The 15,453-nt window shown below is 58.7% G+C and carries 13 protein-coding genes; 10 read left to right on the forward strand and 3 right to left on the reverse strand.

Annotated features, from left to right (window positions below; all coding sequences use genetic code 11):
- Positions 1 to 56: 56 nt before the first annotated feature.
- The gene (locus tag BEN47_RS12130) at positions 57 to 1,403 is read right to left on the reverse strand and encodes a c-type cytochrome (RefSeq protein WP_083322372.1); all 1,347 of its coding nucleotides are present in this window, start codon (positions 1,401 to 1,403) and stop codon (positions 57 to 59) included.
- Positions 1,404 to 2,004: 601 nt separating this feature from the next.
- Here BEN47_RS12130 and rpsF point away from each other — a divergent pair.
- The 6 genes from rpsF (at position 2,005) to priA (ending at position 10,721) form a co-directional block, all read left to right on the forward strand.
- Entirely contained in the window at positions 2,005 to 2,382 is a 378-nt protein-coding gene (gene rpsF / locus BEN47_RS12135; protein WP_070728678.1) for a 30S ribosomal protein S6, read from the forward strand.
- Between the two features lie 54 nt (positions 2,383 to 2,436).
- Positions 2,437 to 2,670, forward strand: coding sequence for a 30S ribosomal protein S18 (gene rpsR, locus BEN47_RS12140; RefSeq protein WP_035561439.1), 234 nt, complete (start codon positions 2,437 to 2,439; stop codon positions 2,668 to 2,670).
- A gap of 92 nt (positions 2,671 to 2,762) precedes the next feature.
- Positions 2,763 to 3,206 carry a 50S ribosomal protein L9 gene (gene rplI, locus BEN47_RS12145; RefSeq protein ID WP_070728679.1) on the forward strand — a complete coding sequence of 148 codons (444 nt, stop codon included), beginning with the start codon at positions 2,763 to 2,765 and terminating at the stop codon, positions 3,204 to 3,206.
- A gap of 97 nt (positions 3,207 to 3,303) precedes the next feature.
- The gene (locus BEN47_RS12150; protein ID WP_070728680.1) at positions 3,304 to 5,946 is read left to right on the forward strand and encodes a GSCFA domain-containing protein; all 2,643 of its coding nucleotides are present in this window, start codon (positions 3,304 to 3,306) and stop codon (positions 5,944 to 5,946) included.
- Positions 5,947 to 6,013: 67 nt separating this feature from the next.
- Positions 6,014 to 8,110, forward strand: a complete 2,097-nt coding sequence (locus tag BEN47_RS12155; protein WP_070728681.1) for a thioredoxin domain-containing protein — start codon at positions 6,014 to 6,016, stop codon at positions 8,108 to 8,110.
- A 67-nt stretch (positions 8,111 to 8,177) separates the two neighbouring features.
- On the forward strand, positions 8,178 to 10,721 hold the full coding sequence (priA, locus tag BEN47_RS12160; protein WP_070728682.1) for a replication restart helicase PriA: 2,544 nt from the start codon (positions 8,178 to 8,180) through the stop codon (positions 10,719 to 10,721).
- Positions 10,722 to 10,865: 144 nt separating this feature from the next.
- On the opposite strand, the gene BEN47_RS12165 is transcribed toward priA, so the two are convergent.
- A complete protein-coding gene (locus tag BEN47_RS12165) occupies positions 10,866 to 11,501 on the reverse strand; it encodes a hypothetical protein (protein WP_070728683.1) in 636 nt (211 codons plus the stop codon).
- Between the two features lie 209 nt (positions 11,502 to 11,710).
- On the opposite strand from BEN47_RS12165, the gene BEN47_RS12170 reads away from it, so the two are divergent.
- From BEN47_RS12170 to BEN47_RS12180, 3 genes are all read left to right on the forward strand, one after another.
- A complete protein-coding gene (locus tag BEN47_RS12170) occupies positions 11,711 to 12,502 on the forward strand; it encodes a class I SAM-dependent methyltransferase (RefSeq protein WP_083322373.1) in 792 nt (263 codons plus the stop codon).
- Positions 12,503 to 12,607: 105 nt separating this feature from the next.
- On the forward strand, positions 12,608 to 13,906 hold the full coding sequence (locus tag BEN47_RS12175; RefSeq protein WP_070728685.1) for an S-adenosylmethionine:tRNA ribosyltransferase-isomerase: 1,299 nt from the start codon (positions 12,608 to 12,610) through the stop codon (positions 13,904 to 13,906).
- Between the two features lie 81 nt (positions 13,907 to 13,987).
- A complete protein-coding gene (locus tag BEN47_RS12180; protein WP_070728686.1) occupies positions 13,988 to 14,344 on the forward strand; it encodes a hypothetical protein in 357 nt (118 codons plus the stop codon).
- Positions 14,345 to 14,455: 111 nt separating this feature from the next.
- On the opposite strand, the gene BEN47_RS20975 is transcribed toward BEN47_RS12180, so the two are convergent.
- The gene (locus BEN47_RS20975; RefSeq protein WP_125921645.1) at positions 14,456 to 14,689 is read right to left on the reverse strand and encodes a hypothetical protein; all 234 of its coding nucleotides are present in this window, start codon (positions 14,687 to 14,689) and stop codon (positions 14,456 to 14,458) included.
- A gap of 136 nt (positions 14,690 to 14,825) precedes the next feature.
- Here BEN47_RS20975 and BEN47_RS12190 point away from each other — a divergent pair, with 136 nt between their 5' ends.
- Positions 14,826 to 15,293 carry a hypothetical protein gene (locus BEN47_RS12190; RefSeq protein ID WP_070728688.1) on the forward strand — a complete coding sequence of 156 codons (468 nt, stop codon included), beginning with the start codon at positions 14,826 to 14,828 and terminating at the stop codon, positions 15,291 to 15,293.
- Positions 15,294 to 15,453 lie beyond the last annotated feature (160 nt).

Here is a 15,453-nt window from a genome sequence, read left to right on the forward strand (position 1 = left end):
GCAACAAGTAGCCCACATACTGACTACCCAGTACCGACTACAATAGAATCAAATTATTAGTAGTGGCACTTCGAGCACTCGGTGCCGCCGTTCGACGACACGGTGAAGGGGGCACCGGCATTCTTGGTGTTGTGCAGCTTCACGAGGTTGTCGTAGTACTTGTTGTCTTTGGCGTTAACTGGCATCTCGCGGTGGCAGTTGATGCACCAGCCCATGGTGAGGGCCGAATACTGGTACACAACCTCCATGTTCTGGATAGGGCCGTGGCAGGTCTGGCACTGCAAGCCCGCCACCTGGGTGTGCTGTGAGTGGTTGAAGTAGGCCAGGTCGGGCAGGTTGTGGATACGCACCCACTGAATGGGCTGCTTGCGCTCGATGGCACGATAAATCTTCTTGATTTCGGGCGACTCCGTCTTAATCTGCGAGTGGCAGTTCATACAGATGTTGGCCGAAGGGATGTTGGCCGACTTGCTCTTGTACACCGAAGTATGGCAGTAAGCGCAGTTAATCTGGTGTTCCCCGGCGTGCAGCTTGTGCGAGAAAGCAATGGGCTGCGTGGGCTGGTAGCCCTGGGTCAGGCCAATGGCCATCACACTTTGGACACCTTCATAAAGTAAAACCAAAGCGAAAACGACACCCACAATACCACGCAGCGCGGGCGAGCGGTACATCTTACCCCAATCGAAGCGCTGCTCCAGGATTTCAACATCGCGGCCATCAAGGTCTTTGCGGCCGCGCAGCACGTCCTTCATCAGGTTGCCGATGATTACGAGCGTTACCACCAATACAATCAGCACCACTACCAATACAATCAGCAGAATGTCGACGTATTTACCAGCACCGGCTTCTGCACCGCCAGCATCGGCTTGGCCATCGGTCGCGGCTGCATTACCTGCAGTTACTCCGGCTCCGGCCACATTGGCTGATTTGCCTTCTTCTGCCGTTACCCAAGCCAGAATGGAGTTAATCTCCGTATCCGAGAGGGCAAATGAGGGCATTTGCTGCTTGTTGTATTTGTTGTAGATGGCTACGGCGTATTCGTCGCCGCTGGCCACCAGCTTGCTGGAGTTCTTAATCCAGGGCAGGAGCCAGGACACGGGCCGACGCTTGGTGATGCCAGACAGAGCCGGGCCAACTATCACTTCATTCACCGCGTGGCACTGCGCGCAGTTCGTTTTAAACAAGGCATCACCGGCTGCAATGGCGGCAGCGTCGCCACCACCGGCTGCCGGAGCAACAGCGGTTGCGGCTGTAGCGCCATCGGTGGCGCCGGGTACCACGCCTTCTTTTTTGACGGTAGCTGTGGCTCCCGCGTCTTGAGCGGCAGCCTGTTGGGTGCCGGCAAACGTGAGGAACAAAGCCAGCAACAGATGAGGTAAGGAACGGAGACGAATGCTATTCATAAGAAAATAGACGGTAAAACGAAACGCTAGGGCATTTCAAGGCCACAAATGTAGGTCAGGAATCGCAGGCGGCAAAAAGTGAAAGGCAATTTCTGGGCATCGGAGGTGGCCTTATTTGAGCCATCTATGGTCCTCCTCTCCCCTACTTGCGACTAAACGCCTCATGGGCAACCTAATCACAGCTTTTTCGGTCACTTCACATTTAAAGTATAGCTTTTTTACAGGATAACGACCTGAATTACAACCAGTGTTGTGCCATTTTGTTAGCTCCAAGCCTCAGAAATACGCAAAAACGGTGGCAATAGGTTATGGTCGATTTACAAGGCCTCTTCAGCGCAACCACCAAGCAAGCATTACTGCGGTTTTGCTTGGCCAGTGCGATTACCTTAAACGTAGCACTGTGTCTGCTTTTAAGGTGATTTTGCCGATGGGTGGTGGGGGTGCCCTTTAGTCAGGTTTATTTCCTCAATTATCGTCTTCCTCTACACGACAAGGCCTATTATACTAAGGTAGGGCTCAGGGTTCTTGGCAATCTAGCGGAAAGTCAGTACCTTTGCGCCCCAATCAAATTTTTTCACCCCCTATATTTCACCCCGTCGTAATGGAAGTAAGAAATTACGAGACGGTCTTCATCGTAACTCCCGTGTTGAACGAGAGCCAGGTGCAAGAGACGGTCGAGAAGTTCACCCAGGTGCTTAAGGAAAATAGCGCCGCCATTTTGTCCACTGAAGCCTGGGGCCTGCGCAAGCTAGCGTACCCGATTCAGAAGAAAACCACAGGCTACTACTACTGCCTGTCATACACTGGACAAGGTAACATTGTTGACGTGCTTGAGCTGGCTTTCCGCCGCGACGAGCGCATCATCCGGTTTTTGACCACCGTGCTCGATAAGCACGCCGTGGACTACAACAACCGTCGCCGCAACGGCGAGATGAACCTGCAAAAGGCTGCAAAAGAAACCGAAGCCGTAGCCCAATAACCCAGTAGTAACATGGCATCTCCCGCATACAACCGGAACAACGACCGGTCGGCTATGAACAAGCCGCAGGACACCCGCAAGAAATACTGCCGCTTTAAGAAGAACGGCATTAAGTACGTGGACTACAAAGACCCGAACTTCCTGCTGAAGTTTGTGAACGAGCAGGGCCGCGTGTTGCCCCGGCGCCTCACCGGCACCAGCCTGAAGTTTCAGCGCAAAGTGACCCAGGCCATCGCGAAGGCTCGCCACTTGGCTTTGATGCCTTACGTAGCCGACGCTTTGAAATAAATTATGAGTTATAAGTTTTGAGTTTTGAGTTGCTCTACGGGCAATTCTTAGCTCATAACTCATAATTCAGAACTCATCATTCTGAACAAGACATGGAAATCATCCTCAAAGACGACGTTAAGGGCCTTGGCTACAAGAACGACATCGTGACCGTGAAATCGGGCTACGGTCGCAACTTCTTGTTGCCGCAGGGTTTGGCCATGCTGGCCGACAAAACCAACAAGAAAATCACGGCTGAGAACGTGCGCCAAGCGGCTCACAAAGCCGACAAAATTAAGGGCGACGCGCAGGCTATTGCGGACCAAATTGGTGATGCATTCCTGGAAATTCGCGCTAAAGTGGGCGAAAGCGGCAAAATCTTTGGTCGCGTAACTACCCTGCAATTGGCCGAAGCGCTGAAGGCAAAAGGTATCGACGTGGACCGCAAGCGTTTGTCGTTTGACCAGGAGCATGCGGCTGCTGGCGACTACACTGCGACGGCTAACTTCCACAAGGAAGTGAAACACACGATTAATTTCCGCGTTGTAGCTGAGTAGTTAGTGCTCAACCATCAATGAAAGAGCCCTGCCTTCTGGTGGGGCTTTTTTATTACCCTTCGGCCCGAAATCGCGGGCAAGGGCTATTTTTGCTTCGATGTTTAGAACCGAATTATCCATTGCCCCGGCCACCGACCAACTTGCGCGCACGGCGCGGGTCCTCACGCTGGGCTCCTGCTTTGCCGACAGCATCGGTGCGCGCCTGACTGCCGCTAAAATAACGGCGCTGGTGAATCCTTTTGGCACCGTGTTTCAGCCACTGGCGCTGGCCAAGCTGCTCCGCGCCGCAGCCGGCGAGGAAGTAGACTGGCAGCAGCACGTGGTGCAAGCCCGGGGCCGCTGGCAGAGCTACGACCTGCACGGCAGCATCGGGGCCGACTCGCCGGTGGAGCTGCTGCAATACATTCAGGAGCTGGTGCGCCGCACGGGCGAATTTCTGCGGCAGGCCGATGTGGTGCTCCTGACGCTGGGCACGGCCTGGGCTTACCGTCTGCGCGAGACCGGCGAGTTGGTGAACAACTGCCACAAGCAGTCAGCCGACCTGTTTGTGAAGGAGCTGCTCACGCCCGATGAAATCATCAACGGCCTGGCGGAAACCCATGCTTACCTGCGACGCATCAATCCCAATCTGCGGTTTGTGCTCACGGTGAGTCCGGTACGTCATATAAAAGACACGCTGCCGTTGAACTCGGTGAGCAAGTCGGTGCTGCGCGTGGCTACGCACATCGTGAGCGACCTGCTGCCGGGAGTGGCATACTTCCCCGCCTATGAGGTGCTGATGGACGACCTGCGCGACTACCGCTTTTATGCGTCCGATATGCTTCATCCCACTGAAGTAGCAGAGGATTACATCTGGGACAAGTTTGCCCGTACCTACTTCGATGTTGACTTTGGCCGGTTCCGCAAGGAGTGGGCCGCGGTGCAACAGTCGTTGAGCCACAGGCCGCTGCACGAGGGGGCTCCGGAGCACCGTGAGTTCCTGGAAAGCACGCTGCAAAAGCTGGAGCAGCTGAGCCTGCGCAAGGTGGAAGTAGCCGCGGAGCTGAACATGGTGCGCGCCAAAATTTCGTCGTTGCCGGTGCCCAAGCAGCCCGAGCTGGTGGAGATGTTGGAGGACGACGAAGAACGAATCGACATTGGCGAGGGCTCGGTGGCGCGTGAGGCGCAGGCGGCCCTGCGTGATGCTGTGCCAGCCAGCCCCGATGCCGACAGCCGCCCGCCGCGCTTGTCGCCCGAAGAATTCCGGGCGCAGCGGGGTGACCGTTCCGGCCGGCCGGAACGTGGCCGCCGCGATGGCCGCGGCAAGGGCCGGTCGCAGGTTCCTACTGAAAATGAGCAGTTCCAGGCAGTGGGCGCAGCAACGAATGCGTTTGGTGAGGCAGATGCCCTGCTGAACCCAATTCTGCTGGCTCCCGGCGCCTTGGGCGTTGCCGAGCAATCGTTGGAAATGACTACCCTGCCGGCTGCCGCCAATCTGGACGGCGCGCTTGGTGAGGAGGAACCGGGCAAAAAGAAAAAGCGACGCTCGCGTGGCGGTGCCAAGCGAACAGCACGCAAGAATGCGCTCCGGCTCTCTTCCGGGGAGCTTATGGCTGATGAGACTGATTTGGAGCCCACTACGGACGCAACAGCTGCTATAAGTGGCTTAGACGAAACAGTAGAAGCCACTGAAATGCGTCAGGAAGGCCGCAAGTCTTTGGTCATGACGAAATCGCAACCCGTTAAGCGCGGCGGACGCGGCAACGAATCGGGCCGGGTGCCGCGGGTGGCGTTGTACTCGCCTAGCATTGATGCCTCGATTGAGGAGAATGCCGCAGCTCCTGCGGATGCGGCAGCTTCGGCGCCTGAGCCCATTGCTACTAGTGCCGGGCAGTTGCCAGCGGCTGCTGACGCAGTAGAGGGAGGAAACACCGGGGGCAACCGGTCCCGGAACAGCCGTAACCGAGGCAGGAAAAATGCAGCCTCAGCCGCTAATGCAGAGGCTGCTAGTGGTGAATACGTTGCTACGCCGGCCCAGCCAACGGCAAGCCCGGCAACTGGCAATGCCGAACAAGTTTCCAATGAACCTGTGCCCGCGCCTAACCGTGCTGGCCGCAACCCAAATGCAAACGGCACACAGTCTGCCAAGCCTGTTTATGAGGCAGTTTCCGCGGCTTCTGATTCCGGGGTGACAGATGCTTCCGTTGCGGCTCCGGCGCGGCGTACTAGCCGGCCAAAGAGGGCCGTGAGCCAGGCTCGCGCCGAAAAACCAGCGGTTGATACCCCCGTGATTCCGGTACCCGATTCGCCGCAGCTGCGCACGCAAGTAGCAGCGGGCCGAATGACCGGGTCCTCGGCTACGCTGATTGAGCGATTGCCTGAGGCTGCTGCCCCGGCAAAGAAGGCAGCTGTAACTAAAAAGGTAGCTGCGCCTAAGACGAAGAGTCCTAAAGCTGCTGTCCTGCCGGTTACCGCCCCTGTTACCGAGGAAACGAAGCCTAAACCACCTAAAAAAGCGGCGCCGGTTGCCAAAGCAACGGCAGCAACTAAGCCTAAAGCAGCAGACAAGACCAAAGTGGCGGCTAATCCTAAAGCAGCCCCTAAAGTGGCAGCAACCAAACCGGCATCTAAGCCCAAAGCGGCCCCCAAAGCGGCAGCAGCTAAGCCGGTGGCTAAGCCCAAAGCCACTTCTAAACCGGCGGCAACCAAGCCCGTGGCAGCGAAACCGAAAGCTCCTCGTAAGCCAGCAAAACCAGCTTAAAATTTCCCAAACCCGGCCCACGAAGCCGGGTTTGGTGTTTTAGGTCCCCTCGCCTATCTTGTTTGCTATGGCCACCGCTGCACTTCCCACCAATCGGCTTGCTCAGGAAACGAGCCCCTATCTGCAACAGCACGCCCATAACCCGGTGGACTGGTACCCCTGGGGCCCGGAAGCCCTGACTCGGGCGCGAAATGAGCAGAAGCCCATTTTGGTGAGTATCGGGTACGCGGCCTGCCACTGGTGCCACGTCATGGAACGGGAATCGTTTGAAAACGCGGCCGTGGCTGCGCTGATGAACCGTCATTTTGTGTGCATCAAGGTCGACCGGGAGGAACGGCCCGATGTGGACCAGATTTACATGGATGCCCTGCATGCTATGGGCCTGCGGGGCGGCTGGCCACTCAACGTTTTCCTGACGGCGGAAGCCAAGCCGTTTTACGGAGGCACGTATTTCGCTCCGGGCAACTGGATGAAGCTGCTTGAGAACATTGGCCAAGCGTATGCGGGCGAGCATCGGACAGAGCTGGAGCAGTCGGCGGAGCGGTTTATGGAGGTAATTGGGACCAGTGAGCTGCAGAAACACAGCGGCCGCTCCAGTGCCCCAGCGCCACTAAACGAAGCGTCTGCGGGCTTGCAGACGGACGGAATGGACAACGCCAATCCGGCCGGCGTTTCGGAGGAAGAATTCAAGCAGCTGGTTTACGCCCTGGACGCGCAATTTGACCGGGAACGCGGCGGTCTGCCTGGGTCTCCGAAGTTTCCGATGCCCAGCGTGTGGCGCTTTTTACTGCGGGCCCACGCCATCAGTGGCAGCCCGGCATTGTTGGACCAAACCGTGCTCACGCTGCGCGAAATGGCCTGGGGCGGGATTTACGACCAGGCCCACGGTGGATTTGCCCGCTATTCGGTGGATGCAGAGTGGCTGGCCCCCCATTTCGAGAAAATGCTCTACGACAACGGGCAGCTGGTGAGCCTCTACAGCGAGGCGTTTCAGGTCACGCAGGATGCGCTTTTCCGGGAGGTGGTGTATGATACCGTCGAATTTGTTCGCCTGGAGCTAACCAATGCGGAGGGCGGCTTCTACTCCTCCCTTGATGCGGACAGCGAGGGCACGGAAGGGTTGTTTTACACTTTTACTACCGCAGAGTTACGCAGCATTTTGGGCGAAGAAGAGCCGCTGTTTTCGGCCTACTACAACTGCACGGCGGCCGGCAACTGGGAGCACGGCCGCAATATTCTGCATCGGCGGCAAACCGACGAAGCCTTCGCTGCTGCCCACGAACTGGCGCCGGACGTGGTGCCCGGGATGGTAGCGGAGTGGAAGCAGAAAATAATGGCCGTGCGCGCCACCAGAATCCGCCCCGGCCTCGACAATAAGGTACTGACCGGCTGGAACGCCCTCATGCTGCAGGGCCTCACCGATGCCTACCGGGCATTTGCCGAACCCGAGTTTCTGGTGGTGGCCGAGCGCAATGCCCGGTACATTGAGGCCCACCTGCGCGACGGCGAGCGCCTCTACCGCACCAGCAAAAACGGCCGGCCCAGCATCGGCGGCTTCCTGGAAGATTACGCCCTCGTCATTCAGGCATACATCAGCCTCTACGAAGTCAGCTTTGTGGAAAAATGGCTACGCGAGGCCGAGACGCTGACCGGCTACGTGCTCCGCAACTTTTTCGACCCAGCCGAAACCCATTTTTTCTACACCGACAGCAACGCCGAACCGCTCATTGCCCGCAAAAAAGAACTGCTGGACAACGTCATTCCCGCCTCCAACTCCGTGATGGCGCACAACCTACGCCGCCTGGGGCGGCACCTCGAAAACAGCCAATACGTAAGCCTGGCGGCCGATATGCTGGCCCAGGTACGGCATCTGGTGGCAAAAGAGCCGCAGCATCTCAGCAATTGGGCCGCGCTGTATGCCGCACTGCTGCGGCCGGGCGCCGAAGTTGCCATCATCGGGCCGGACGCCGAAAATTTTCGCGAGGAACTTAACCGCTCGTTTTTGTTTGATACCGTGGTGGCGGGCACGGAAACTCGCTCGGAGCTGCCAATACTCAAGCTGCTGAAACCCGGCCCCCAAGGCGCAACGGCCGTGCATATCTGCCGGAATCAAGCCTGTCTGGCACCGGTGTACAGCGCTGCGGAAGCACAAGCAGCCTTGTAGCGGCCCGGCGCAGGTGGGCACTACCGTCCTGTTATCTTTACTATTCGCCCCCTACCCCGCTGCTGTTTTGAGTTTCACGCTTGATTTTATTTCGCCCACCGCCGCTCCGGCAGCCGACCGGGTGACGCTGTTTGCCGACGTTATTCTGCCCCTGCCGCTGCCCCGTCTCTACACGTACCGCGTGCCGTATGAGCTCAACGACAACGTGGTGGTGGGGGGCCGGGTAATTGTACAGTTTGGAGCCAAAAAGACGCTCAGCTGCATTGTGGCCGCCGTGCACGAGCAGGCGCCCAAGGAATACCAGGCTAAGTACATCCTCGAATTTATTGACGATGCGCCCGTGGTGACGCAGCCGCAGCTGAAGCTTTTTCGCTGGATGGCCGACTACTACATGTGCACCATTGGCGAGGTAATAAACGCGGCCCTGCCCTCGGCGCTGAAGCTCAGCTCGGAGTCGCGGATACAGCTGCACCCGCGCTTTTCCCGTGAGGAAAGCGAGTACCCGCTCAGCCAGCAGGAAGAGGTGATTGTGGACGCCCTGGGCACCACCGAGGATGGCAAAGCCCTGACTTTTACCGAAGTGGGCGAGCTGCTGGGCATCCCCTCCTTCCACAAGGTGATAAAGTCGCTGATGCACAAAGATGTCATTTTTCTCTTTGAGCATACCGCCGACAAATACTCGCCCAAAGTGGTGAAAAAGGTCCGCTTGGCGCATCATTTCGTGTCGGAGGCGTCCATTGAGCAGCTCTTCAACACCCTTTCCAGCAAGCCCAAGCAGCTGGACGTGCTGATGAAGTACCTGCAGCGCGTGCCGGTGCATCAAAACGAGTACTCCAACCAGAACGGCATCGAAAAAGCCGCCCTCACCAGCAGCCCGCACCTGTCGGCCTCAGCGGTGAACACGCTCATTAAAAACGGCGTGCTGGAGCAGTTCGACGTGATTGTATCGCGCTTTCCGTTGGAAGATGAGCCCACGGCGCAGCTGCATTTCACCCTCACCGATGCCCAAACCACGGCGCGCGACGAGATAATGGCGCATTTCGGAGAACGGGAAATCACGCTGCTACACGGCGTGACGGGCGCTGGCAAAACCGAGATTTACATCGACCTCATCCGCAAGGCGCTGGAGAGCGGCGGGCAGGTGCTGTACCTGCTGCCCGAAATTGCTCTCACCGCCCAGATTGTGACGCGCCTGCTGCGCGTGTTTGGCTCGCGGCTGGGGGTGTATCACTCCAAGTTTTCAGACAATGAGCGGGTAGAAGTGTGGAATGGCGTGCTTTCGGGCCGGTTCCAGGTGGTGGTGGGCGTGCGCTCGGCGGTGTTTCTGCCGTTTGATAACCTCTCACTCATCATCGTGGACGAAGAGCACGAGTCCAGCTACAAGCAGTACGAGCCCGCCCCGCGCTACAACGCCCGCGAAGTAGCCCTGATGATGGCCAACTTCCAGGGTGCTAAAACGCTGCTGGGCTCGGCCACGCCGGCCGTGGAAACCTACTACCAGGCCAAACGGGGCCGCTATGGGCTGGTGAGCCTCACCAAGCGCTTTGGCGAAGCCGGAATGCCCGACATTGAGTTGGTGGATACCCGCAAGGCCCGCGAGCAGAAAACCATGCACAACCACTTCACCGCCGATTTGCTGGGTGAAGTGGAGCGCACCCTGGGCCGGCAGGAACAGGTGATACTCTTTCAGAACCGGCGCGGCTACGCACCAGTAGTGGCCTGCCAGGACTGCGGCTGGATACCCAAGTGCACCAACTGCGCGGTGAGCCTGAGCTACCACAAGCACAGCCACGAGCTGCGCTGCCACTACTGCGGCTACCACGACAGCATGGTGAGCAAATGCCCCGCCTGCGGCTCCCGCGCCGTGAAAACGCAGGGCTTCGGCACCGAGAAGATTGAGGACGACCTGAAAATAATGTTACCCCAGGCCAACATCCAGCGGATGGACCTGGACACGACCCGCGCCAAAAACAGCTACCAGCAAATCATCGGCGACTTCGAGCAGCAGAAAACCAACGTGCTGGTGGGCACCCAGATGGTGACCAAGGGCCTGGACTTTGCCAACGTGAGTCTGGTGGGCATCATCAACGCTGACAGCATCATTCACTACCCCGATTTCCGGGCCCACGAACGGGCCTACCAGATGTTTGTGCAGGTGAGCGGCCGGGCCGGGCGCAAGGGCAAAAAGGGCAAGGTCATCATCCAGACTTCTGACCCCACGCAGGTGATTTTCGACAAGGTGATTCGCAACGATTACGCGGAATTTTATAACTACGAAATCATGCAGCGGCAGGAGCACGGCTACCCGCCCTTTATGCGCATCATTAAGATGACGGTGAAGCACGTGGAGCAGGGCCTGGGCGAGCAGGCCGCCATTTTGCTCACGCAGGAGCTGGTAGAGCGCCTGGGCCGCGCGGCCGTGCTGGGCCCGGAGGCACCGTACATTTTCCGCATCCGCAACTTCTACCTTCAGGAAATCACCATCAAGCTCGACCGCGCCCACACCGCTTTGAAATGGGCCAAAGAGCAAATCTGCGCCGCGATGGACGTGGTGAAGGACCAGAAGGAACTCAAGCAAGCCCGCCTAGTAGCCGACGTGGACCCGATGTAGCCTGAGCAACTGGGTTGTCAGTTGCTCGTTATCAGTCTTTAGCCTAGTTTTTATACGGATGCTGACAACTGATAAGTCATCAAAAAAGCCCCCAGCCGAATAGCTGGGGGCTTTTTTTGGTTTTGGTATTGAAATCAGCTGATGCTACGCTTGGTCTAGCAGCCAGAGAATGATGAATATCAAGCCAATGATAGCGATAATAAGACCAATGAGGCCGAAAATGCTGCTAACAAAGCTGAACAAAGAAACCAGCAAGCCAACCAACAGGAAAATAATACCCGTGCGGAGGTTGCCGCTGATGGCGCTGGTTTCGGCGGTAGAAGCGGTGTTGTCGTGCTTGCGCAGCGAACCCGACTTCTGGATGAGCTTGTCCACTTTCCGGGTCACTTTGCTCAGGGCAATGCGCTGGGCCAGGTTGGTTTTAGGAGCGGGCGTGGCAATGGCCGAAGCAGCCGCAACGGTGCTGGCTGCTGCTACAGCAGCCGCTGCTTCTTTGGTAGCAGCTTCGGGCTTGGCGGCGGCAGTAGCTACGGCAGCCGGAGCGGCAACCGGGGCAATGGTCGCAACTTCCTGCGGAGCAATGGACTCAGCGGCAACGGGGGCCATTGCCACGGCGGTGCTTGGAGCCTTGGCCGGCACGGGCGTGGCTACACGGGTTACGCCGTGGTAGGAAGAGCCCTTGGGCAACATGGCGTATTCGGCACGGTTGCAGCTTCCCAAGGTGAGGGCACAGGCAGCAACCGCAATGAGTTTAGCGAAGGGAGAAGAGATGTTTTTCATGTGTAAAAGGTGTATGAAAATGGAGAAATAGTCGTTTTACGGCTAAAAGTACATATTGATGGTTCTTAATCAGGCACTTTCTTATTTAAACATTAAATTATCGCGTTTACTTCTTATTATCAACGCGTTGCGGCAGAGAATTTCTCCTTCTGAACGCCAGGGCGGCAATTGCTGTTGAACAGACCATGTGTGCTTACTTGCGAATTAATATGAACTATTGTATTGCTGGTTGGCAGCGGGCGTTGTGCCTTGTGGGGGCAAGCAGCAGCGCTGCGGGGCTGTTGTTGGGTTGCACCCAGCTTCCCGCCGAGACAACTCCTTCACTAGCTGCTACCCAGCGCCTGCAGACCGACACCAGCGGCTATGTCATGGCCCCGCCCCGCGACCCGAATGGTATTGGAACCTACTACCTGGGGCGCCAAATTGCCCACGTAATGGGCCACGAAGGCGCCGACTGGCTGGAGCGCAGCGGCCGCCAACAGGAAGAAGGCACCGATTTGCTGGTGCGAGAGCTCCGGCTCAAGCCCACCGACGTGGTGGCCGACATTGGTGCGGGCACGGGCTTCTTCTCGTTCCAAATGGCCAGGAAAGTACCGAAGGGGCAAGTACTAGCAGTGGACATCCAGCCCGAAATGATTGCCTCCTTGCGGGAAAACAAGCGCAAATTCAACATCACCAACGTGCGGCCGGTGCTGGGCACCACCACCAACCCCGCGCTCCCCGCCGACAGCGTGGACCTGGTCTTGATTGTGGACGCTTACCACGAGTTTGACCACCCCCGGGAGATGGGGCGGGCCATCCGGCGGTCGTTGCGCCCCGGCACCGGGCGCCTGGCCCTGGTAGAATACCGCGCCGAAGACCCCAATGTGCCCATCAAACGCATTCACAAAATGAGCGTGGAGCAGGCCCGCAAAGAAATGGCCGCCGTGGGCCTCGAATTCGTGGAGTCTATTGAAACGCTCCCCCAGCAGCACCTGCTGGTGTTCCGCCGGCCCAAGTAGCATGCTGAGCGGTGCAGCTGACGCACCGGTTGCCTGGTGGCCAGCTACCAGCTAAAGTGGGGCTCACTGTGGGCAGGGTGGTCTTTCTGTCCGACCTTTGCGGCCATGAATGCCCCTCACCCCCGCGACCTTTCCATCCACGATTTCTCGTATCCGCTGCCGCCCGAACGCATTGCGCCGGAGCCTTTGCCTGACCGCGCCGCCAGCCGCCTGCTGGTGAGCCGCAACGGGCAGCTCACGGACCAACGGTTTCGCGAGTTGCCGAACGAGCTGCCAGCGGATGCGCTGCTGGTTTTTAACGACACCCGCGTGGTGCGGGCCCGCTTGCTTGCCCGGCGCCCCACCGGCGGGCAGGTAGAGCTGTTTTGCCTGGAGCCGATGGCCCCGCACCGCAGCCTGGAAATGGCGCTGCAACAAACCGGCAGCAGCACCTGGCGCTGCCTGGTGGGCAACGGCCGCCGCTGGAAAGAAGGCCCCGTGCTTCTGGAGTTTGAAACCGCCGACGGCCAGCCCGCTACCCTCTGGGCCGAACGCCAGGCACAGGAAGCCGGTACCGCGCTGATTGATTTTCGCTGGGAGCCGGCGGCGCTGCCTTTCGCGGAAGTACTGCGGGCGGGCGGTCACTTGCCCCTCCCCCCCTACCTCGGGCGCCCGGACACCGCCACCGATGCCCTGCGCTACCAGACTGTGTACGCGGCCGCAGAGGGGGCCGTGGCGGCACCCACCGCCGGCCTGCACTTCACGCCCGAGCTACTGGCCGAGCTGGAGCAACGGGGTTTTTCGACGGGCCACATCACCCTGCACGTGGGTGCGGGCACCTTCCAGCCCGTGAAGGCCGACCGCATGGCCGACCACCCCATGCATACCGAGCCGATTATCGTGACGGCGGCGCTGCTTCGGCAACTGCTGCGCCACCGGCCCAAACCGGTGCTGGCCGTGGGCACCACCAGCCTGCGCACCCTCGAAAGCCTATATTGGCTGGGAGTGGGCTTACTTCAGCCTGCCACGACGGAGGGTGGCGAGGCGGCAGGACAGCCGGAACTGCTGGTTACCCAATGGCAGCCGTACGACATGGCTGCCGCCGCTGCCGGCATCAGCACGGAAGTGGCGTTGGAAGCCTTGCTCGAGTACCTGGAGGCCAATGGGACCGATACGCTGCAAGCCAACACCCGGCTGCTCATTGCGCCGGGCTACCGCTTCCGGCTCATCGATGGCCTTATTACGAACTTCCACCAGCCCGAAAGCACGTTGCTGCTCCTGGTAGCCGCCCTGCTGGGGCCCGGCTGGCGCACGGTGTACAACCACGCCCTGGCCCACGACTACCGCTTCCTAAGCTACGGCGACAGTTCGCTGCTGCTGCCGGGCACGGAGCAGACCAATGCAGGCATTGCGGACCACCGCTGAAAACCTCTGGTTTGAACCTGCGTACAAGCCCTACCTCCTTCCAATTATCTATCACCATCCACTCAATTATCCACCCCACTCATGAAAAAGTCTCTCATGTTGCTCGCTGGTCTGGCGCTTGCCACCACCGCTGCCAACGCCCAGGTTGTTACCCCTGCCACGCCCAAAACCGAAGTTGAAGTGCGCGACAACGGTACCGTGAAAACCACCACCACGACTGGCAAAACCAACGTTGGTGCTGCACTCGAAAACACCAAGGACGCCGCCGGCAACGTGGCTCGTAAAAGCGGCCGTGCAGTGAAGCGTGGGGCCAAAAAAACCGGCACCGTTGTAAAGCGTGGCGCCAAAAAAACCAAGCGGGCTGTGAAAAACGGTTCCCAGGAAGCCAGCTCGGCCGTAAAAGAAGGCACACAGAAGCTTGAGCAGAAAACCGAATAGGCTGGCAACAGCGGCGTAACTCCGCAGCTACCTAAGAACACAAAAAATCCCTAGCCTGATGGCTGGGGATTTTTTTGTGTCCTTAGGTAGCCTAAACCTCTGTTGCAGCGCTCACCTGCCCAGCTTTTCGTGCAACTCGTGCCGCACTCGTTCCAGCACTCCTCTCCCGAACAAGCTCATCCCCGCGTTCAGGACCACCAGGGCCGCGGTGCCCGCGGGTACCCACCGGGAGGCGGGCGCTTTTTCGTCTTTCATATGGCCGGCCCATTGCACCATGCACGCGCCGGCGCCGATGGCAGTGAGGCCGAGTGGGGCAAATAGCAGCCATTTATTTTTGTGTGTCATAAGAAGGAACAGGTGAAATGATGTGGAAGGAAAGGCCGGCGCGCCGGCGCAGCTTGCATTCGGCGCGTACCTTTCGGCTTTCTGCTTACGCACCCCATCCCGACGTGTTACGGCGGCCTCGCCGGCCCTTTTCCCCATGAGTCCTTACGAACAACTGCTGCACCTCGCCTTCACCACGCCCAACGACGTGAAGTATTACCTCACCCCCACTACCCTGCGGGCCCACGACCAGCTCCGCAGCGCGGCACCGGCCGACAAGCCTTTCCGCTTCGAGCAGGTGCGGCTGGGCCTGGCCATGGGCATTCTCAAGCTGGTGTCCGAACTGGGCGACCATGATGAGAGCCGGCAGGTGCTCGACGTGCTGCACCGGGCCTTGAGCGAAGCCCGCTCCCCCGAGGACATTGACCGCATCATTGGCCGCGAGGCCCGCCTGTTTGACCGGCTTTATGAAAACCTTTATGTAAACGAAGAAGGCGAAGAGCTGCTCAACCTCTTCGGCCGCACCCTCGATGCCGACGCCCCGCAATTGCTGGAGGAGGTGGCCCAGGAGGCCGTCGATTTGGCGCGCACCCTCGATTTCAGCACCGACGAAGAAGAGGATTAAACCACTACCTCTGGCTTAGGCCCGGCTACTAAGCTCAGCTCCAGACACAAAAAAGCCGCTCCGGATACCCCATCGAACGCACCTTTGCCAAGCTCAAACAGTTTCGCCGTTTCGCCACCCGCTACGATAAACGACCCGAATGTTTTTTCGCCTGGTTCCA

The sequence above is a fragment of the Hymenobacter lapidarius genome, from assembly GCF_001816145.1.
Taxonomy (GTDB): Bacteria; Bacteroidota; Bacteroidia; order Cytophagales; family Hymenobacteraceae; genus Hymenobacter; species Hymenobacter lapidarius.